General features: G+C 47.3%; 16 protein-coding genes. 10 read left to right on the top strand and 6 right to left on the bottom strand.

What is annotated here, in order from left to right:
• Nucleotides 1-60 precede the first annotated feature (60 nt).
• The 4 genes from SAR116_RS03980 to SAR116_RS03965 all read left to right on the top strand — a co-directional run bounded on the left by SAR116_RS03980 (nt 61) and on the right by SAR116_RS03965 (nt 5,244).
• A complete protein-coding gene (locus SAR116_RS03980; RefSeq protein WP_013045649.1) occupies nt 61-1,719 on the top strand; it encodes a thiamine pyrophosphate-dependent enzyme in 1,659 nt (552 codons plus the stop codon).
• A gap of 31 nt (nt 1,720-1,750) precedes the next feature.
• On the top strand, nt 1,751-2,977 hold the full coding sequence (locus SAR116_RS03975) for an aminotransferase class V-fold PLP-dependent enzyme (protein WP_013045648.1): 1,227 nt from the start codon (nt 1,751-1,753) through the stop codon (nt 2,975-2,977).
• Between the two features lie 153 nt (nt 2,978-3,130).
• A complete protein-coding gene (locus tag SAR116_RS03970; protein ID WP_013045647.1) occupies nt 3,131-4,306 on the top strand; it encodes a MalY/PatB family protein in 1,176 nt (391 codons plus the stop codon).
• A gap of 35 nt (nt 4,307-4,341) precedes the next feature.
• A complete protein-coding gene (locus SAR116_RS03965) occupies nt 4,342-5,244 on the top strand; it encodes a DMT family transporter (RefSeq protein WP_013045646.1) in 903 nt (300 codons plus the stop codon).
• On the opposite strand, the gene SAR116_RS03960 is transcribed toward SAR116_RS03965, so the two are convergent.
• The gene (locus SAR116_RS03960; RefSeq protein WP_148212351.1) at nt 5,241-5,912 is read right to left on the bottom strand and encodes a TerC family protein; all 672 of its coding nucleotides are present in this window, start codon (nt 5,910-5,912) and stop codon (nt 5,241-5,243) included. The genes SAR116_RS03965 and SAR116_RS03960 overlap by 4 nt on opposite strands.
• Before the next feature lie 309 nt (nt 5,913-6,221).
• On the opposite strand from SAR116_RS03960, the gene SAR116_RS03955 reads away from it, so the two are divergent.
• Both SAR116_RS03955 and SAR116_RS03950 read left to right on the top strand, forming a co-directional pair.
• Nucleotides 6,222-7,865, top strand: a complete 1,644-nt coding sequence (locus SAR116_RS03955) for an ABC transporter permease (RefSeq protein ID WP_013045644.1) — start codon at nt 6,222-6,224, stop codon at nt 7,863-7,865.
• Nucleotides 7,866-7,922: 57 nt separating this feature from the next.
• Entirely contained in the window at nt 7,923-9,059 is a 1,137-nt protein-coding gene (locus SAR116_RS03950; protein ID WP_013045643.1) for an alpha-hydroxy acid oxidase, read from the top strand.
• A 33-nt stretch (nt 9,060-9,092) separates the two neighbouring features.
• Here SAR116_RS03950 and SAR116_RS13175 read toward each other — a convergent pair whose 3' ends face one another.
• The 4 genes from SAR116_RS13175 to SAR116_RS03930 are packed head-to-tail and all read right to left on the bottom strand — an operon-like array spanning nt 9,093 to nt 13,081.
• A complete protein-coding gene (locus SAR116_RS13175; protein WP_013045642.1) occupies nt 9,093-9,878 on the bottom strand; it encodes a maleate cis-trans isomerase family protein in 786 nt (261 codons plus the stop codon).
• A 23-nt stretch (nt 9,879-9,901) separates the two neighbouring features.
• On the bottom strand, nt 9,902-11,068 hold the full coding sequence (locus SAR116_RS03940) for a M24 family metallopeptidase (RefSeq protein WP_238531172.1): 1,167 nt from the start codon (nt 11,066-11,068) through the stop codon (nt 9,902-9,904).
• A 22-nt stretch (nt 11,069-11,090) separates the two neighbouring features.
• Entirely contained in the window at nt 11,091-12,260 is a 1,170-nt protein-coding gene (locus tag SAR116_RS03935; protein ID WP_013045640.1) for a diaminopropionate ammonia-lyase, read from the bottom strand.
• Nucleotides 12,260-13,081 (bottom strand): phytanoyl-CoA dioxygenase family protein, encoded by an 822-nt coding sequence (locus SAR116_RS03930; protein WP_013045639.1) that lies wholly within the window; start codon nt 13,079-13,081, stop codon nt 12,260-12,262. The genes SAR116_RS03935 and SAR116_RS03930 overlap by 1 nt, the downstream gene beginning before the upstream one ends.
• 209 nt (nt 13,082-13,290) lie before the next feature.
• On the opposite strand from SAR116_RS03930, the gene speB reads away from it, so the two are divergent.
• The 4 genes from speB (at nt 13,291) to SAR116_RS03910 (ending at nt 18,572) form a co-directional block, all read left to right on the top strand.
• The gene (speB, locus tag SAR116_RS03925; protein ID WP_013045638.1) at nt 13,291-14,253 is read left to right on the top strand and encodes an agmatinase; all 963 of its coding nucleotides are present in this window, start codon (nt 13,291-13,293) and stop codon (nt 14,251-14,253) included.
• Between the two features lie 76 nt (nt 14,254-14,329).
• On the top strand, nt 14,330-15,484 hold the full coding sequence (locus SAR116_RS03920; RefSeq protein ID WP_013045637.1) for a M24 family metallopeptidase: 1,155 nt from the start codon (nt 14,330-14,332) through the stop codon (nt 15,482-15,484).
• Nucleotides 15,485-15,683: 199 nt separating this feature from the next.
• On the top strand, nt 15,684-16,835 hold the full coding sequence (gene dndC, locus SAR116_RS03915) for a DNA phosphorothioation system sulfurtransferase DndC (RefSeq protein WP_049757479.1): 1,152 nt from the start codon (nt 15,684-15,686) through the stop codon (nt 16,833-16,835).
• Between the two features lie 9 nt (nt 16,836-16,844).
• Nucleotides 16,845-18,572, top strand: a complete 1,728-nt coding sequence (locus SAR116_RS03910) for a DUF262 domain-containing protein (protein WP_013045635.1) — start codon at nt 16,845-16,847, stop codon at nt 18,570-18,572.
• A 24-nt stretch (nt 18,573-18,596) separates the two neighbouring features.
• On the opposite strand, the gene SAR116_RS03905 is transcribed toward SAR116_RS03910, so the two are convergent.
• The gene (locus tag SAR116_RS03905; RefSeq protein ID WP_013045634.1) at nt 18,597-19,814 is read right to left on the bottom strand and encodes a M24 family metallopeptidase; all 1,218 of its coding nucleotides are present in this window, start codon (nt 19,812-19,814) and stop codon (nt 18,597-18,599) included.
• Nucleotides 19,815-19,970 lie beyond the last annotated feature (156 nt).

Raw genomic sequence — 19,970 nt, 5'->3', positions numbered from 1 at the left:
TTCATCCTGATATAAGTTTAGCTGACGTCAGGGGGTACCTTCATTGGATAGGATACGGCTATGAGAGATGGTGGCAGCCTTTTGATGGAATGCCTGATAACACTGGGTGCCAAGGTAGGCTTTGGTGTCCCGGGTGAATCCTACCTTGCTGTTTTGAATGCCATGTTCGATCACCAAGATGAATTCCGTTTTATCATGGCGCGACAGGAAGGTGGCGCAGCCTATATGGCTGAGGCATGGGGCAAACTCACTGGTGAACCAGGGCTTTGCTTTGTGACAAGGGGACCCGGTGCCACAAACGCGTCAATTGGCGTGCATACGGCAATGCAGAATTCAACGCCAATGCTGTTATTTGTCGGTCAGGTTGGTGGCGATATGATTGGCCGTGAAGCGTTTCAGGAAATTGATTATACAGCCTATTTTGGTAGTATTGCCAAATGGGTTGTCGAAATTGATGACGCGGCACGTATTCCGGAATTGATCAGTCGGGCGTGGATTACGGCTTTGAGTGGCCGCCCGGGACCTGTCATTGTGTCTTTGCCCGAAACATTGCTGACGCAACAAGTTGCGACCCCACCATGCAAGCCTGTTCGCATTCCCGAACCCGGCATATCAATGTCGCAATTGGATGCGGTTGAAGCCATGCTCAATAGGGCGGACAAGCCGGTTATCATAGTTGGGGGAAGCCGCTGGCATGATGACGGTGTTAAATCGTTATGTAATTTCAGTATGACGAATAATCTGCCAATTGTTGCGGCGCACCGGTTTCATGACATCATTGATAACCACCACGATTGCTATGCTGGTGATGCCAGTGTTGGCATGCATTCCTATATGAAGTCAATGTTGCGTGAGGCTGATTTGATTCTGGCGATCAATATCCGTTTTGGTGAAATGACAACCGATGCCTATCAGCTTTTTGACAGCCCCAACATGAAAGCCAAATTGATTCATAGTCATGTATCTGATGGTGAATTAGGTAAAATTTATGCGGCAGATATACCGCTTCATGCGGGACCTAACTGTTTTGCCGAAGCCTTGTCAACACGCACGCTGGTGGCTAATTCAAAACGTCAAAAATGGTGCCATACAGCCCGAAAAACCTATTTATCAAGTTTCAAAATTGATCCTCAGGACAGCCCGGTCGATATGAGCGTGGTGATGGCAGTTCTGGACGATGTTCTGCCTGACGATGTGATCGTGACACATGGGGCAGGTAATTTTGCGCTATGGCCAAATCGATTTATGAAATTTGGACATAAGGCACGGTTGCTGGGACCACAAAGTGGTGCAATGGGTGCAGGGGTTCCCGCCGCCATTGCCGCCAAGGCCAAGTATCCTGATCGTACGGTTCTGTGTTTTGCCGGTGATGGTGATTTTCAGATGAATGGAAATGAACTAGGCACAGCGATGCAGGAGAATATCCAGCCTATAATCCTGATTTTGAATAACGGCACCTATGGCACAATACGGATGCATCAGGAACGCACCTATCCAAACCGTGTTTCAGGAACCGATCTGGTGAATCCCGATTTTGTTACATTGGCATCAGCATATGGGTTTTATGGTGAGCGCGTCGCCAGCACACAAGCGTTCCGTGCTGCTTTTGAGCGTGCGTTGGCATCGCCGACCGGTGCCGTATTAGAACTCATGATAGGCACCGAAGCCATTAGCCCGCGTGCTACAATTTCGAGCTTACGTGAACACAGTAAAACATAAGAACTACATTTTTAAATATATAGGATCAGTCATGAGTGCCTTGGACATAGATTTCATCCGTAGCCAGTTTCCGGCTTTTTCTGAGCCATCACTGGCAGGGCAGGCATTTTTTGAAAATGCGGGCGGCTCTTATACATGCAAACAGGTTGTTGATCGTCTGCATCGTTTTTATCGTGAGCGAAAGGTGCAGCCCTATGCACCGTATGAGGCGTCGCGCCTTGGCGGTGAGGAAATGGACGAAGCACGCTCACGGCTTGCGGCTTTGATGAATATTCATAGCGACGAACTCAGTTTTGGTCCATCAACCAGCCAAAACACCTATGTATTGGCACATGCGTTTGGTCAGATGCTGTCTGCGGGTGATGCCATTATCGTGACAGATCAGGATCATGAAGCCAATACCGGCGTGTGGCGGCGACTTGCCGCGCAGGGTATTGAGGTACGTGAATGGCATGTTGATGCTGAAAGCGGTCAGCTTGACCTCAAAACGCTAGCGTCGATTCTAGATGAAAGCGTCAAGCTGGTTTGTTTTCCGCATTGCTCGAATATTGTGGGTCAGGAAAACCCCGTCGCCGATATTGCGCGAATGGCACATGGGGTCGGGGCGGTTACCTGTACCGATGGGGTTAGCATGGCACCGCATGGGTTGCCTGATATACACGCCCTTGGAACCGATATTTATCTGTTTTCAAGCTATAAAACCTATGGCCCGCATCAAGGCATCATGTTTGTGGCGCGCGATCTGGCGGATCGATTGCCAAATCAGGCACATTTTTTTAACAGTGATGTACGCTATAAGCGCTTTACCCCCGCTGGACCGGATCATGCGCAGATTGCTGCCTGTGCCGGCATGGCTGATTATATTGATCTTATTCACAAGCATCATTTTGCTCCAAATGCTGATGCGGCGGCGCGCGGTAGGGCGGTGCGTCAGTTGCAACGCGATCATGAAGATTTGATTTTAGCACCGTTGCTTGATTATCTGCGTAGCCGAAATGATATCCGTATTCTGGGTACTGACAAGGTGGGGTATCGCGTGCCAACCGTTGCTGTGCATTCTGATAAACCAGCGCCAGATTTAGCCAAAAGGCTTGTACAGCATGGCGTTATGGCAGGGGGTGGCGATTTTTATGCTGTTCGCCTGATTGAGGCGATGGGCGTTAAAAGTGACCCTGGCGTGCTTCGTTTGAGCTTTGTACATTATACGCATGCCGATGAAGTGCAAAAGCTGATTACCGCACTTGACGCTACATTATAGAAAACATCTTTCAAGCTGATGGCTTGACCTGTGCTGATAAACGACTGTAATTTATTGGATAATATGTGTGGTTATTTTCCGCCATGATTTCTAAAGCATTGCCTTTGCATGTATTGGCTGTCGGCCAATCGGATATTTGTCGATAGGATTTTGATGACAATAGATTTTGATGAAATCATTAATCGCGTGAACACCCATTCGGATAAATGGGACACCATGCAAGCAAATTACAACGTATCGCCGCATGACGGCATTCCCATGTGGGTTGCCGATATGGATTTCAAACCCCCGCAGGCGGTGGCTGATGCGGTGAAAAACATGCATGCGCATGGCGTGTATGGCTATTATGGCGATGATACAAGTTTCCGTGATGCGCTTGTTGGCTGGATGCATCGGCGGCATGGATGGACTGTGCAGCCTGACTGGATCGTGAATACACATGGTCTGGTAAATGCGCTATCGCTTGCTGTTCATGCCTTTACCGATATTGGCGATAGCGTGGTCATTTTCTCGCCAGTCTATCACGCGTTCCAGCGGCTTATCAAAGCGAATGACCGCAAGGTGATCGAATCCGAACTCGTGCTTGACGATGGACGCTATTCTATGGATCTGGATGCCCTGGCGTTGCAACTTCAGGGGGATGAGAAGCTGATGTTTCTGTGTTCGCCGCATAACCCCGGTGGCCGTATATGGACAAAAGATGAATTACGAGCGGTTGCCGCTTTTTGTGCAGAACGGGATATCATCCTGATTAGTGATGAAGTGCATCATGATCTTATTCTGGATGGTCATGAGCACCATGTGCTGGCGAAAATTGCGCCGGAATTTGAAGCTAATCTTATTACTTTGGCGGCAACGACAAAGACATTCAATCTTGCAGGTGCCATGCTTGGCAGTGTGATTATAGAAAATGAAATGTTGCGTGAACAATTTGTAAAAGCGCATAAAGCGGCAGGCACGTCGCTTAACCGATTTGGCATGATCATGTCTGAGGCTGCCTATAAGCATGGTGATGAATGGCTTGACGCTCTACGCTTATACCTATCCGAAAATAACCGTATTTTTGCCGCAGGGATTCGCAGAATTCCTGGTTTGACGATCATGCCTCTGGAGGCGACTTATCTGACCTGGGTAGGGTTTGCTGATACCGGCATGAGCGCAGATGAATTTAATGACCGCGTCACGCAAAAGGCACGTATTGCCGGGAATTTTGGTAGCAGTTTCGGGGCAGGTGGTGATGATTTTATGCGCTTTAATCTGGCGACACGCCGCGCCCTTATCGAAGAAGCTGTAGAACGCCTTCAGGATGCCTTTTCTGATCTTCAATAAGGAAACAAGGCGCCATATAGGGTACAGGGTACATATTGAACATTTCACAGTTAACTCTTCAATCAACGAACAAGCGAACAGGTTTGTTGCTGGTCTGTGTGGCGGCTTCGGTGTGGGGATTGATCTGGGTGCCCATGCGTTATGTCGAAAGTCAGGGCATCAGTGCGTTATGGGTTGTGGTCATTTTTCAGACTTTGCCCTTTATGGCTTTGTTTCCATTTTGCCGAAAATCACTGCTGTCAAATCGTCAGGACTGGGGTGTTTATCTTGCCGCCGGTGGTGCGATGGGTATTGGCTTTGCGCTTTATTCTCTTGGGCTTGTGGTGGCATCGGTTACCAAAACTACAGTGCTGTTTTATCTGACGCCCATATGGTCAACCTTACTTGGCAGCATATATCTGGCTGAAAAACTAAACAGAGAACGCTGGATAGCGATAAGCATGGGATTGATTGGGTGTATTCTGATCATGAAAATGAATGTTTTTGACATACAGTTTTCAAAAAGTGATTTTCTGGGGTTTCTATCAGGCTTAAGTTGGTCAGTGGGGTCGATCATTATCGGTAAATACCCAAACACCAATGTCATGAATATCACCTTGTTTCAATATGCCGTAGGCGGCTTAATAGCCGCTATAGCGGCGGTGTTTCTGGGCATACCAATGCCTGATATGGGTATGTTAGTAAGTGCATTACCAGTAGCATTTGTGGCATCAGTATGTATTTTTCTGCCATCGGTTCTGATTATCTTTCGCGTCAATCAATATGTGTCGCCCGGGCTGGTAGGCATTGTAATGTTGTCAGAAGTTATCGTTGCGGCCCTATCATCCGCCATATTTTTAGGTGAACATCTTGATTACTGGCAATGGGTCGGGTTTGTCGCGATCATTATGACAGGGGCGTATATCGGCATTATGTCCAGTAATATGACGACTGACTAAACGGGTTTATGACGTGTCGCAAGTATGCGCCCGCTGATGATAACAGCCGCCGCAAATCCACCTGCAACAACGATATCCGCATAGGGTATATGCTGGGTCAGATAGGCTTTGAGAAGCGGGTCATGAACGATCAAATCACCCGCAAGCCACCCCAATAATCCTGCGCCCATAGTGATGATAACTGGATAGCGAGACATCAGCTTAAGGATAATTGCACTGCCTCCGATGATGATAGGCACGCTTAGAAGCAAGCCAAAGACCACCAGATACATATTACCTTTTGCCGCCGCCGCAATCGCTATCGAATTATCCAAACTCATCACAAAATCGGCAATTATGATGGTGCGAATAGCCGATGCAAGACCTTTGGAACTATTGACCTTATGTTCACTTTCATCATCATTTTCCATAAGTAGCTTGACGCCAATCCATAAAAGTAAAAGCCCGCCAATAAGCTTTAGACCAGGAACGGTTAGCAAAGTCGTAGCAAAGAAAACGAGGATAACACGTAAAATGATCGCGCCAGCTGTGCCCCACAGAATGCCCAGCTTTTTTTGATGGGCAGGCAAGTCACGACAGGCCAAAGCAATTATGATCGCATTATCACCCCCCAGAATTATATCAATCGCAATAATTTGAAGAATGGAGATGACAAGAGCATCAGTCATGAACGCTGACATGAATTCTGGCATGGGTTAGACTTTCTAGGTTTTTAATCTTGAAACAGCTTTAATTAATCTGATTGAAGATAGGTGCAGGGGTAGCGAAATGAAAGGGTCGATTTTGCTCAATTCTCTAATTATTCATCATTTTCTGTAATTCAAAAATTGCGAATGATTATCAATTTGGCGCTTGCAAACAGTTTTTGATTTTGATAATCATTCTTATTAATGATGTCACTTATATTCATCAAACATGACATTAGGTGATTGGCCTTTGTCGCGATCATATCCGTAAAAGACAGTTGAATAGGCTTTATGGTAGCAACATTTTTAACCAACTGGGCGGGTGCTTCGCGCCAGTATTTGGATCGCTGGTTGGTCGGTGTTGTGTTGTTATGTGGTTTGTTTCTGGCACCGGTTTTGGCGCTTGTTATCACAGCTAGTGGTGATAGTGACGGCCTTTGGTCACATCTGCTGAATACGGTTTTAGGGACTTATGTAAGTAACACGCTCATCTTGATGGTTGGCGTTGGTGTGCTTGCCATCGGTTTTGGTGTCAGTACGGCTTGGGTTGTGAGTCGTTATCATTTTCCTGGCAAGACAGTGATGGAATGGGCCCTTTTGTTACCTGCGGCCATTCCTGCTTATATTATAGCTTACACATATACAGATTTCTTTGAATATGCCGGCTTTGTTCAGAGTGGTTTGCGTAGCGTTTTTGGTTGGCAGACAGCCCAAGATTATTGGTTTCCGGAGATCAGGTCGCTTGGTGGGGCAATATTGGTGATGGCCTCAGTTCTCTATCCTTATATTTATATGGTCACACGTGTTGCTTTTCGTCTGACCCCAGCCAGCCTTTTTGAAATTGCACTTGTGCATAATAAATCACAATTTTGGACAGTCGGATTGCCACTCGCTAGACCAGCGATTATGGCGGGTCTGGCACTGGTATTAATGGAAGTGGTTTCGGATTTTGGTACTGTTGAATATTTTGCTATTCCAACCATAACGCTGGGCATTTTTAATGTCTGGTTGGGGATGAATAATATCGTTGCCGCGGCACAAATTTCGCTGGTGGGCTTCGTCTTTATTGTCAGTTTGCTGGGACTAGAGCTTTATGCACGCGCACGCCAACAATTTTCTGGTAATGGAAAACCGCCTACGCCAGTCACACCTATCGTGCTACATGGTAGCAAGGTGTTTATCTGCTGGCTGATATGTATGATCCCGCTTGCGCTTGGTTTCCTCATTCCAGTTCTGGTGTTGCTGAGTTTCGTATTGGTGAATAATGCGGGTGCTGATTTTGCTGCAGTCTCGGGCATTATATCAAACACCCTGATGATTGCGGGTATGGCATCAGTTTTTGTGATGGTTGTTTCATGTTTTATTGTACTGACCGCAACATATCGCTCGGGCAAATGGGTGCGCTCGCTGGCGTTGCTATCATCGCTTGGATATGCCTTCCCTGGAACCATGTTGGCTATCGGTGTGCTGATTTTTGCGAGTGCATTTGATCGCGTGATTGCAACTATTACCAACGGGCATATATTGGGTATCCTAATTAGTGGTCTGGGAGTTTTACTATTTGCCTATATTGTTCGGTTTCAGGCTGTTGGCTATGGAGCCATGATATCAGGGGTTCGACGGTTACCACCTAATATGATGAATGCCAGCCGCATTCTTGGACATGGATATTCAAGCAGTATAAAGCTGGTCATTTTACCCCTTTTACGGAGCTCTCTTCTTGCAGGCGGTTTGCTGGTTTTTGTTGATGTCATGAAAGAACTACCCATGACTTTATTATTGCGTCCGTTTAATTTCGAAACATTGGCGACCTTTACGTATCAATTTGCCAAGGATGAAATGCTTGAACAAGCGGCCTTGCCCGCTTTGATGATTGTCATTGCGGGGCTGGTGCCGGTTGCTTTAATGAATATGATGCTTAAACGAAGCCGTTAGACTTTACAAATAAGGTAATAGCTGTGAGTTTATGGTTTTCTATCAAGGGCTCGACGAATGACCAAAATCGCTTGCATTGATGATTTGCAAAAGCTCGCCAAACGACGCGTACCAAAAATGTTTTATGATTATGCCGATAGTGGCTCATGGACTGAGTCAACCTATCGGGCGAACGAAACTGATTTACAGGACATAAAATTCCGCCAGCGTGTCGCTCTGGATGTTAGTAAGCGGTCAACCGAAATGACCATGCTGGGGGAAAAGGTTACCATGCCTGTTGGGCTGGCACCTACCGGACTTACTGGTATGCAACATGCCGATGGTGAAATTCTGGCCGCACGCGCGGCGGCTGCATATGGTGTGCCTTTTACGTTGTCCACCATGTCGATCTGTTCGATTGAGGATGTCGCCGAAGATACGAATAAACCTTTCTGGTTTCAGCTTTACGTGATGCGGGATCGCGATTTTGTCTCGCGCCTGATTGAGCGCGCCCGCGATGCAAATTGTTCTGCCTTGATGGTGACACTTGATTTGCAAATTCTTGGGCAACGTCACAAGGATGTTTATAATGGGCTGAGCGCCCCACCAAAGCTGACCATCAGAAATATGGTCAATATGGCGACCAAGCCCCGCTGGTGTTTGGGTATGCTTGGCACAAAACGTCGTGATTTTCGTAACATCGTCGGGCATGTAAAGGGCGTTGAGGATATGTCGTCATTATCAAGCTGGACGAATAGCCAGTTTGATCCGTCATTATCGTGGGACGATGTGGCAGCAATCCGCAAACAATGGGGTGGCAAGCTCATCATCAAAGGCGTGCTGGATGCCGAGGATGCCAAAGCGGCTGTAAATATTGGTGCTGATGCCATTGTCGTATCTAACCATGGTGGTCGTCAGCTGGATGGTGCGATGTCTGCGATTGCGGCGCTTCCGGCGATTGTTGATGCTGTTGGCGATAAGGCTGAAGTCTGGATGGATAGCGGCATTCGTTCAGGGCAGGATGTGTTACGCGCGATTGCACTGGGTGCCAAGGCAACGCTGATCGGGCGCGCTTTTCTTTATGGGCTTGGGGCGCGTGGACAGGATGGTGTGCGCGAGACGCTGGAAATAATACATAAAGAACTTGATGTCACGATGGGCTTGTGCGGCAAAAGCGATCTTGCCAGCATTGATGACAGTATTCTGTTGCGCTAGGGGTGAGGGCACACGCGTCTAGCTATGCTTAATTTAGTTATATAAGGCGCCTTTTCCAGCCGCCCCAACGCTAAGGCCGGTTAAGCGTGCCATATCCCACGCCAAAGCTGAGTTGCTGGAAATTACCGGAATGCCAAGTATGGCTTCAGCTTCGGCAATTATAGGTGCGCATTTTAATGATGTGCAGGCAACAAAAATAGCATCAAGCGATGTGGTGCCAGCATTGTTAGCGACAGCGGTGATCGCCGCCATAATGGCTGGTGGCGATATACATCCTACAATCGAGTCGCGATCTTCATCAAAACTGGCAGCGGTGGCAACGGTAAATCCGGCAGATGACAGGTCATTACACATTTTTTGCGAAATATCCGAGATATAGGGTGCCAAAAACCCGATATTGCGCGCGCCTAGTTTTGACAGGCCCCGCTTAACGGCGGTCATGGGCGTTGTCACATGTTTCGCATCTACATGCGATTTGATGATCTTTTCAACATTGTCTTCGCCGATGAGTAATGACGCTGAGGTACAGCCATAACCAACGGCATCAAACGCATATTTTGGAGGAAATAGTGATAATGCTTCTGCAAAGCGATCTTCCATCATTGTCAGATTATCGGCAGTTACCTGATCGTCGCAGGCGATCCGTGTATGGATCAGTGACAACGCACCATCACCCAGAAAATAGCGGAATTCATTTTCGATTGTGAGATCCGTTTCCAGTGTCACAAGACCAAGCTGTAAGGGCTGATCCTGGGGTGCGATCACATCAAAGGGCAGTCGGCTGAATGCTGTTTTAGCGGTGCGGTTTTCATCCATCATCTGTTTCCTTTATCACCTGGTTGTTATGCAATGATCGGAAGATCACGATCAGCACGATATGATAATAACTCAAATCCATCCTTGGTCACGACCAAATTTTCTTCGGCGACCATAAGGAACCCATCACCATAGATAATCGATGGTTCAATAGTCAGGGCCATACCAGCCTCAATCACGGTTTTGTCCCATATCGTATGTGAGGGCGTCTCGGTCAATTGCGTGCCCAGACCATGTCCATATCGGCCAACATCACCGCCACCATCATCTGGATCTGCATCAGGCCGCAAAATATTATCCATGGCATGAAACAAATCAGACGCGGTTATGCCGGGTTTCAGGATATCCAAGGCCGCCTCGGTGGCGTCATAGAGTTGATGATGCGCGCTCTTGGCATCATCAGTGGCGTGGCCAATGGCAAAATTACGGTCAAAGTCGCTGAAATAGCCGTCCCATATGCATCCGGTATCGAGCATAAAGACGTCGCCTGCGGCAAGCATGCGGCCATCTGGCGGGGCGATGATATCAAAATATCCACCCGGACCAGCGGAGCCGACAAGGTAACTGACATCGTCAATACCCGCCTGCAACGCCCGGATTTTGAATTCGCGGAATAATTCGCGCAAAGGCAGGCCTGCTGTTACCCAATTTGGGAGATCGGCAAATACCGATGATACCATGCCACACACATGACGTGATTTTGCTATCTCGGCTGGTGATTTGATCATCCGGATATGCTGAACATCGGTTGTCATATTGACCCATTCTATATCCGTCAACCGGGCGCGTAATCTATCAAGATCGGCCAGAGGCATACGGATCGCGGTTTCACGTCCCATAAGCATACCAAGTCTGCTTTTTGATCCCATATGGCTGGTAATGGCGTCATATACGAGGCTGATGCCATCGTCATCCTCGGCTGGTGATGGCCAGCTTTTGATGTCACCGACATAGCAGTCTTGCATAAGTGGGACGCCGATTGTCGGTATTATGGCAATTGGCTTGCCATCTGCCGGAATCAGAATAAACCAGGGACGGGTTGGGCTTTGCCAGAATTGCGTCATAAAGCCGGTAAAATAGCGAATTTCAGCTTCTGAACTCAGCAGTAAAGCATCTACATCCCTATTGTGCATTGCCTTTTGAATGCGTTGACAGCGTTGTTCGAATTCTTCTGATGTAAAGCCGCGTTCCATGTGCATATATGTCCTTATCACGCTAGAGATTGATACCGGTTATGTCGCTGTAAAGTGCAGGATCGGTTGCGCCTTCAGTGCCAATCAAAAGCACTATGGCGTTTTCATCCAGACCAAGCTGATCTTTGAAGGCAGGGTCAGATGTTGCGGCGATCAAAGCGGCAAGGCCAGATGTCGAGCATTCACCCGCTTCGATTTTGGTGCTATCAGTGGTTAGCTGGCCATTTGCAAAGGCCTGCATAAGCGGGGCAACACCATCATCGGTAATGCTAAGGCAGTGCGATAGGGTCGGGCGCAGCATATCCCACGCCAGAGACGAGATTTCCCCACATGACAGGCCAGCCATCATGGTTTCTTCGGCAATATCAACCAATGTAGGACGATCATTGCGAATGCTTTCAAGGAAACAGGCTGACATCGCGCTTTCAACCGAAATGGCTTTGCACATATTGCTACCCATATCATCCCAGAACGGGCCAACGATTCCGCTGGCAAGACCGCCAACGCCAACAGGCAAAAAGGCATGTGTCGGGCGCTGCTCGCCCATCTGATCCATGACTTCAGCTGAAATGATCGAATAACCTGCCAAAACCTGACGTGGCACATCCAGATAGCCATCCCATGACGTATCTGATACCAGCTGCCATCCATGTTTTTCAGCGTCGCTTTTACAGGCAGCAAGCGAGGCTTCGTAGTTACCATCAACCCGGATTACATCGGCACCATAGGCTTTCATGGCGTCTTCACGGGCGGTGCTGACATGCGCATGGATATAAATCTTGGCATTACATCCGGCCTGCTGGGCGCCCCATGCAACCGAACGTCCATGGTTACCATCAGTGGCGGTGGCGGCGGTGAAGTCTTCTGGCTTGCCGCCTTTGCTGACAAAGCTATTTAGCACGTCAGCAATCGCATAGGCACCCCCAAGTGCCTTGAATGATTGCAGGCCAAAACGTGTTGATTCATCCTTATAAAGAACCGATTTTACCCCACAGGCATTTGCCACAACGTCAAGTTCCAGCAACTGTGTTGGTTCATAGCCAGGCCAGGCGGCGATGACGGATTGTGCGGTCTGCATCTGGGCATTGCTAAGCACATGCTCGTCATCCGGAAATGTACCCGGATTATGGTTCTGGTTGGTGATACATTCGACAATGCTGCATTGTCCCATCGCCTGATCTAAATTACTCATTAAAATTGTCCTTTTTTATCTGCGCCGGCGTAAAAAATATCTGAAAGGCAGTCATTAGCCTTTTGTCTGAACGCAAGATCATCTGGTTGCATTGGCTGGCTTGGACGACCTGCATATTGGTGATATTGATAGGTATCATTACCGCGCGCATGTTGTACCCAGATTTTGCCAATCACCTGATCGACATTGGCGCCGATATAGCTCTGGATTGCAAACCCCATGCGGCGTTTGTCACTATGATTAGGGCCTGACCCATGCACAATGCGTGGATGATGAAGCGATAGCTGTCCGGCTTGCATGATGACAGGCACGCTATCTTCCATTCTGATATCAGGCACGGTCTGGCCACGGGTCAGGATATTATCCTCGCCAAATGTATCAACATGATCTTGCAAGGGGGCTTTATGCGATCCGCTGACCATGCGCATACAGCCATTCTGTTCATCGACATCATCGATTGCCAGCCAGGCGGTGACCCAGTTATGCGGTTCCAGTCCAATATAGCGGGCATCCTGATGCCAGCTGACAAAACCCTCAGTGTGCGGCGGCTTGATGAATAATGTTGTACCACAGACCAGAATATCCCGGCCTATCAGACTTTCAACGGCGTCAAGAATCCGGCTGTCATGCGTGATGGCGTCCAGAACAGGCAAAACATAATGGGCATTATTGCGACCGGCACCTGCTAGCTCATCATGATATTGTTCGTCTGCCGCTTCGATGTCAGCCCGAATAGAGGCAATTTCGTTGGCGGTAAAAATATCGATAGGGGCAACAAAGCCATGATCATCATAGTGCTGTTTTTGCGCATCCGTGAGCATTAGAAAACCCTCTTAATTCTATATTAAGTTTATCTTTTGCGCGTAAAGCGATCCGAGTAAAGCCCAAATTTGCAATCGCTTTAGATTGGTATCGGTGGTTGCATACACAGACTAACTATATTAGCGTTTTTGACGATTTGCCAGATTGCCATTTGACCAAATGGCTGTCAGACAAGCTTATACGTCACATGAATGAAGGAGCCTAGTAGATGAGCGGACATGGGTATGAAACCGGGCGGTTGAATCTGCCGTTCGTTGGTTTATGTACATTTGGCAAATATCCATATCAGCCAGACTGGGACAATATCGAAGCTGATTATGCGGTGCTTGGTGCCCCATTTGATTCTGGCACGCAATTTAGAGCAGGGGCACGCTTTGGCCCACGCGGTATCCGTGAGGCATCAACGCTGTTTTCCTTTGGTCATGCCGGTGCTTACGACCATGAAGATGATGTCACCTATCTCGAAGCTGACAAGGTGCGGATTGTCGATATAGGCGATGCTGATATTATCCATACCGATACCATGCAAAGCCACGCCAATATCGAGGCTGGCGTCCGCGCGATATTGAAAGCGGGGGCTGTTCCCATTGTTCTGGGCGGCGATCATTCGGTCAATATCCCCTGTATCAATGCCTTTGCAGATCAGGAGCCGTTCCATCTGGTGCAGATCGATGCGCATCTGGATTTTGTCGATGAACGGCATGGCGTGCGCTATGGCCATGGCAATCCGATGCGGCGCGCGGCCGAAAAACCCTATGTGACAGGGTTGTCGCAAATTGGTATTCGCAATGTGTCATCAACAGCCCGCGACGGCTATGAGGATGCCCGCAAAATGGGATCTGATATCCAGTCGGTGCGCCAGTTCCGCGCGATAGGCGTAGCGGCGATGCTGGATCGGATTCCAGCAGGAGGACGATATTACGTTACCATTGATATTGATGGCTTTGATCCATCGATTGCGCCAGGTACAGGTACGCCGTCGCATGGCGGATTTCTGTATTATGAAGTGCTGGAATTGCTGGCTGGCCTGATTAAACGTGGTGATGTGATTGGTCTTGATCTGGTCGAAGTGGCACCAGATTATGATCTGTCGGGTAGCACAACGACACTGGCCGCGCAGATATTGCTGAACATCATTGGCCGGATTGATTATGCGCGGCGCACCGCATAAAGACTAGCTTTCATAACGGCAGGAATTGTTGACTTTCCTCCCCAGCCAAACCCATAGACCCGAACCGGAGTTTTTGATGACATTACATTTTTCTGACAGCGAATTTGCCACGCGCAAGATGGCGGTGATGACCGAGATGAAACAGGCCGGGCTCGATGCGATGCTGATATTCCGGCAGGAATCGATGTATTGGCTGACAGGCTATGACACGTTTGGTTATGTGTTTTTCCAGACCTTGGTGCTAACGGCCAATGGCGATGTTGTGCTGATGACGCGCGCGCCCGATTTGCGCCAAGCGCAGAATACGTCGAACATAGCGGATATTCGCATCTGGGTTGATCGAGATGGCGCCAGCCCCGCTGATGATTTGCGCGATATTCTGGTCGAGCTTGGCCTGAAAGACGGAAAATTCGGTGTCGAATATGAAGCTTATGGTCTGACAGGGCGCAACGCCATGCGGCTGAATACGGCGCTGGATGGCTTTGGCGAGATGGTTGATGCGTCAGAGATGATCTCGCGCCTTCGGCTGGTCAAGTCAGCTACCGAGATTGCCTATATAAAACGGGCAGGGGAACTATCTGATGCGGCGCTGGATGCCGCTTATGAACTGGCCAAGCCAGGTGCCGATGAAGGCGAGATTCTGGCGGCGATGCAGGGGGTGATCTTTGCGGGCGGGGGCGATTATCCGGCGAATGAATTTATCATCGGGTCAGGCAAGGATGCGTTGTTATGCCGGTATTTTTCCGGACGCAAAATTTTGCAGGATCAAGACCAGCTTACCCTCGAATGGGCGGGGGCGTACCGGCATTATCATGCGGCCATGATGCGTACAATCCCGATTGGGCGGGCGCTCGATGCGCATATTGACATGCATGCGGCGTGTGTCGAGGCGCTTGACGCCTGTCATGATGCCTTTCGCGTTGGCAATAATGTTGGCGATGTGTTTGATGCCCATGCCCGCGTTATGGACGCCCGCGGCTATAATCATGCGCGGCTCAATGCCTGTGGCTATTCGATGGGCGCGACCTTTTCGCCAAACTGGATGGACTGGCCAATGTTCTATCAGGGCAATCCGGTGCAGCTCGAACAGGGCATGGCCTTTTTCATGCATATGATCCTGATGGATAGCGAAAGCGGCGTGGCGATGAATCTGGGCGAAAGCTTTGTGCTTGAGGAGACAGGCGGCACCCGCCTCAGCACCTCAAGCCGCGATCTTTTTGTGGGTGAATGAGTGTTGCCAGTATTCTCATACTTTTGAATCTAGCAAAAATCTAAATTAGCAAATTGAAAAAATACCAATTTATTTCAATATGTTAAAAAATATTTGCGCATCGTTCATTTTCAAGTTATTGGATGATCTGGTAACGCACAAAGTTTTTGTTTTCGAGTCTTGTCATGTGCAGGGAGCATTTTGAACAAAGGCTATGAATATGCCTAAAAATGGCAACGCGGCGAAACTACCATCACAATTCAAAAATATTCAAAAACTTGTTGATGACGTTTACAGAAATTCAACATCGCCGTGGGTTGTTACTTATTCAGGCGGTAAAGACAGTTCTGTTGTGCTGGACATGTTTTTGCGTTCAGCGAAAAAATACCCAGATGGCAAGCACATCTATGTAGTTTCAAACAATACGCGCGTTGAAAGTCCGCTGGTTATTGGCCAGTTGGAAAAAATGCACAAGATTTTGAGACGCTATATCGAAGCTGAGGGTTTGAAAGTGTCGGTACATATGACCGAGCCGCCACTATATGACAGCTTCTGGGTTAATCTGATTGGTAAAGGTTATCCTGCACCTAACCAGATGTTTCGCTGGTGTACTTCGCGCCTAAAAATTGACCCAACGTCAGCATTTATTGACCGTACAATTGGTAATAAAGATTTGATGATGTCAGTAGGGACAAGGGCGGCAGAAAGTGCATCGCGGAAGCGTAATATCGACAAGCACTCGGTATCAGAGTTTTTTTCTACTCATACCACACGTCAAAACACGCAGATTTTTATGCCAATCCGATATTTGACGGATGATGATGTCTGGGAATATCTGGCATCTGTAACGCCGCCTTGGGGTGGCGATTATATGGATTTAATAAATCTTTACCGTGAGGCTTATGGTGGTGAATGCCCTGTTGTGGCGGATGCCTCAGCATTGAGTCAACCAAGCTGTGGCGAGCGTTCGCCCCGCTTTGGGTGCTGGACATGTACCTTGGTAAAGGATGACTCCAGCCTCCAAGGTCTAATAGCTTCGGGTTATATGAATTTGAAGCCGCTTTACGATTTTCGAAATTGGTTAGTTGAAACACGTGATGACATCACAACTAGATTGCCGTTTAACAGGCAGGGTCAAACAAGATACAAAAACGGCTTATTAGTGTATGGACCATATAGATTAGAACATCGCTTAGAAATTTTAACAAAATTAATGACCGTTCAGAAGACTGTTGGTGCAAATCTGATATTAGATCAAGAAATTGATTTAATTCACGATCTTTGGGAGGAAGATAGAGTTTTTTTTCAGAGGTACATAGGAGTTCGGATCCCACTGAACAAGTTTGACGAGAGTGAATTCGTCACATTTTAGGAAAAGAAAATGTCAGGAAACTTTCAAGTACAAGTAAAGAATATTGAGCACGTCTTTGGTTCCAAAAACCAATCTTCCCAATCTTCAGAAAATCCTTTTCCAGTGTATCATGTTCCTCATTATCAACGAGGGTTTTCTTGGAAAAAAGACGAAATTGTTGAGTTCTTAGAGGATGTTCGAGATGCCAGCAAATCTCAACCAGACGGATATTTTATTGGTCCGATTACCATTCTGCTAAATGAAAATACAGATCGGTGTGAAATTATAGATGGGCAGCAACGCTTAACAACGATTGCCCTGATTATAAATCATTTATCTGCGTGTATGCTCAAATCTGGTGATCCAAAGACCCAAAACGAAACAAGAAGGTATTTAATAGCTAGAGATTGTAAAGCCGTAATTCATCACCTTCGTAAGGACGATAGGGAAACCTTTGAGAGTGTTCTCGAATTATCTGAAACAAAGCCACAACTCAGTATAAAGGAAGCCAATGAAATTATCTGCCGTCACTTTGAAAATTATAACGAGTCTGAAAAATCAAAGTTTTTAAGCTATCTCTGTAATAAGGTGATTTGTATCGCTGTTGAATGTCTTGATGATGATATTTCATATCAAATTTTTGAAACCCTCAATGCTAGAGGAAGAGGCCTTTCACCACTTGATTTAATTCGAAATAAATTATTTTCTACAATTCAAGATGAAAAAACTTTGAACTTATTGCTTGATGAATGGGATCGACTGTATGTTGTTTTGAAGCGTGTATTAAACGGCGGTCAAACAGACTCCCATATTCAAACATTATTTTCTATAGTGCTCAGTATTAAGGCTGGTAAATGGCTTGAGCCAAAGAGTTTGTTTCCAGAGCTCAGGCAATACCTGAGAAATGAAACTGATGCTTCAAAAGTGTCCACTGATTTGATCAATTTAGTTTGCTCAGACTTGGCTAATACAACCTATATCAGATGGATTAGACCAACTCAAAGTAGCAATCGACCATCACTTCAGGATTGTTTACTAGATTTCAATCAATACAAAATTTTAGGAACCTTCGCTTATTCCCTTTTAACAAGAGATTTTGGTGATGAGGTCACTGTTGGTGCCATAAAAATGGCGGGAGCGCTGATAAAGCGAACTCAGGTTTTGGGCAACATTCCGGGGATGCAATATGGCCAACTATTTACTGAAATGGGCAAAGAAATTTACCAGAAAGAGGTTCTTGAGGACGATGTATTAGAATATGTTCATGAGAAATTGAAAGATCATGATGCTAGCTCAAAAGGTAAACTTGTATTAGATGATGAACAGTTTGTAAGAAGATTATCTGACCTGCCGGTAATAAAAGAAGAGCGAGCACGAGATATTTTGATCGCAATCTATAACGCTAAACGGGACGTGCAAACACTACGAGTTTCATCCAGTTCTGATTTGCACGTAGAGCATATTCTGCCCCAAGAACTACATAAAAAAAACTGGCCAAACTTTGATACTGATACACATCGCACCTATCATCAAAGGCTTGGAAATATGATGATTTTGAGTGGTAAAAAGAATAAACAGGCCGCCCGAAGAAAATTTATTGAGAAGCAGAAAAAATATTATTCTGCTGAGGCAGGTAATGAGTTTTCGAAAGTTGCTTTTATTGATGAATTTGATGACTGGAACGAAGAAACAATTAAGGAAAGACAACACACCATCGCCAACGAAATAGTAAATGTTTGGGCATCGAAGATAACGTGATTTTATGATTTATACCGCCGGACGTTACCGCCCGACGATCATTTCATCGGTGCCAAATGGGAATTGGGTGATGTTTTCCGCGCCATCTTCGGTGATAATCAGGATATCATGCTCACGGTAGCCGCCAGCCCCTGAGTCGCCTTCGGGGATCATGATCATTGGTTCCATCGACACCACCATGCCCGGTTTCAGTTCGGTCTGGATATCCTCGCGCAATTCAACCGAGGCTTCGCGCCCGTAATAATGGCACAGCACGCCAAAGGAATGGCCATAGCCAAATGACCGGTATTTCAACAAGTCCCACTCGCGATACATTTCATTGAGTTCGGCCGCTACATCGGCACATTTGGCACCGGGTTTCAGCAGTTCCATGCCACGCACATGCACGGCGCAGTTTTTCTGCCAGAGATCGTGATGCGCGTTCGATGCCGACCCGCAAAACAGGGTGCGTTCCAGCGCGGTGTAATAGCCGAACATCATCGGAAATGTGTTGAGCGATAAAATATCACCATCTTCGATCAGCTTGTTGGTGACCGGATTATGCGCCCCATCGGTATTGATGCCCGACTGGAACCATGTCCATGTATCCATCAATTCGACAAAGGGAAAGGAATCGGCAATCGCCCGCACCATGGCATTTGTTGAGGCTATAGCAACTTCATGTTCGGGCACGCCAGCTTTTACAGCTTCCATAACCGCACGGCCACCAACGCGGCACATTTCGGCACCTTTGCGGATCAGAACATGTTCTTCGGCACTTTTGATGGTGCGCAGATTCATCGCGGCGGTGGCACAATCGACCAGTTCGACGCCCGGAAACTGTTCCTCAAGCAGGACTTTTAAATCCAGATTGACATGATCAAATTCGATACCAAGACGTTTTACGCCCTTGAGAAGGTCTTTGAGGGCGGTGAAATAGCTGTCACGACGCCAATCGGTGTAGGTCACATTATCGCCTGTCGAACGGCGCCAAGGCTGGCCACCATCAATCGCAGCCGAAATAGTGGTGACGCCATCCTTGCCCAGAACCGCACCATAGCGCCGCCCAAACTGGCAATATAGAAAGCCCGAAAAATAGCAGACATTATGATAGGATGTGAACAAACAGGCATCAATATCCAGCTTGCCCATTATCGCCATCATCGCATCACTACGACGATTCATTTCACCACTAGAAAAAGGCTGGAAGGTCTTTTCCCCATTATGCCAGCGGGTAACATGAAGCATCTGATCGTCGGACATTATATACTCCTGTAAACTATTTATAATCGTGATTTATTTTTGGCATTAGAGAAAAATAAAGAGCTGGTCAATCGAATTCACTGCATTTAGATACCGACTGCAAAATATGATGAAGCCGTTGCTGTTTTGGGGATGTTATTTTGGGGGTGTTGTTTT

It is taken from the genome of Candidatus Puniceispirillum marinum IMCC1322, assembly GCF_000024465.1.
Classification (GTDB): Bacteria; Pseudomonadota; Alphaproteobacteria; order Puniceispirillales; family Puniceispirillaceae; genus Puniceispirillum; species Puniceispirillum marinum.
Note: the sequence above shows the minus strand (reverse complement) of the source record. Positions and strands in the feature narration are given on the sequence as shown.

Coding starts and splice junctions, on each gene's coding strand:
- SAR116_RS03980 (WP_013045649.1), top strand. CDS start 61: ATGAGAGATGGTGGCAGCCTTTTGATGGAATGCCTGATAACACTGGGT.
- SAR116_RS03975 (WP_013045648.1), top strand. CDS start 1,751: ATGAGTGCCTTGGACATAGATTTCATCCGTAGCCAGTTTCCGGCTTTT.
- SAR116_RS03970 (WP_013045647.1), top strand. CDS start 3,131: ATGACAATAGATTTTGATGAAATCATTAATCGCGTGAACACCCATTCG.
- SAR116_RS03960 (WP_148212351.1), bottom strand. CDS start 5,912: ATGACTGATGCTCTTGTCATCTCCATTCTTCAAATTATTGCGATTGAT.
- SAR116_RS03955 (WP_013045644.1), top strand. CDS start 6,222: ATGGTAGCAACATTTTTAACCAACTGGGCGGGTGCTTCGCGCCAGTAT.
- SAR116_RS03950 (WP_013045643.1), top strand. CDS start 7,923: ATGACCAAAATCGCTTGCATTGATGATTTGCAAAAGCTCGCCAAACGA.
- SAR116_RS13175 (WP_013045642.1), bottom strand. CDS start 9,878: ATGATGGATGAAAACCGCACCGCTAAAACAGCATTCAGCCGACTGCCC.
- SAR116_RS03940 (WP_238531172.1), bottom strand. CDS start 11,068: ATGGAACGCGGCTTTACATCAGAAGAATTCGAACAACGCTGTCAACGC.
- SAR116_RS03935 (WP_013045640.1), bottom strand. CDS start 12,260: ATGAGTAATTTAGATCAGGCGATGGGACAATGCAGCATTGTCGAATGT.
- SAR116_RS03930 (WP_013045639.1), bottom strand. CDS start 13,081: ATGCTCACGGATGCGCAAAAACAGCACTATGATGATCATGGCTTTGTT.
- speB (WP_013045638.1), top strand. CDS start 13,291: ATGAGCGGACATGGGTATGAAACCGGGCGGTTGAATCTGCCGTTCGTT.
- SAR116_RS03920 (WP_013045637.1), top strand. CDS start 14,330: ATGACATTACATTTTTCTGACAGCGAATTTGCCACGCGCAAGATGGCG.
- dndC (WP_049757479.1), top strand. CDS start 15,684: ATGCCTAAAAATGGCAACGCGGCGAAACTACCATCACAATTCAAAAAT.
- SAR116_RS03910 (WP_013045635.1), top strand. CDS start 16,845: ATGTCAGGAAACTTTCAAGTACAAGTAAAGAATATTGAGCACGTCTTT.
- SAR116_RS03905 (WP_013045634.1), bottom strand. CDS start 19,814: ATGTCCGACGATCAGATGCTTCATGTTACCCGCTGGCATAATGGGGAA.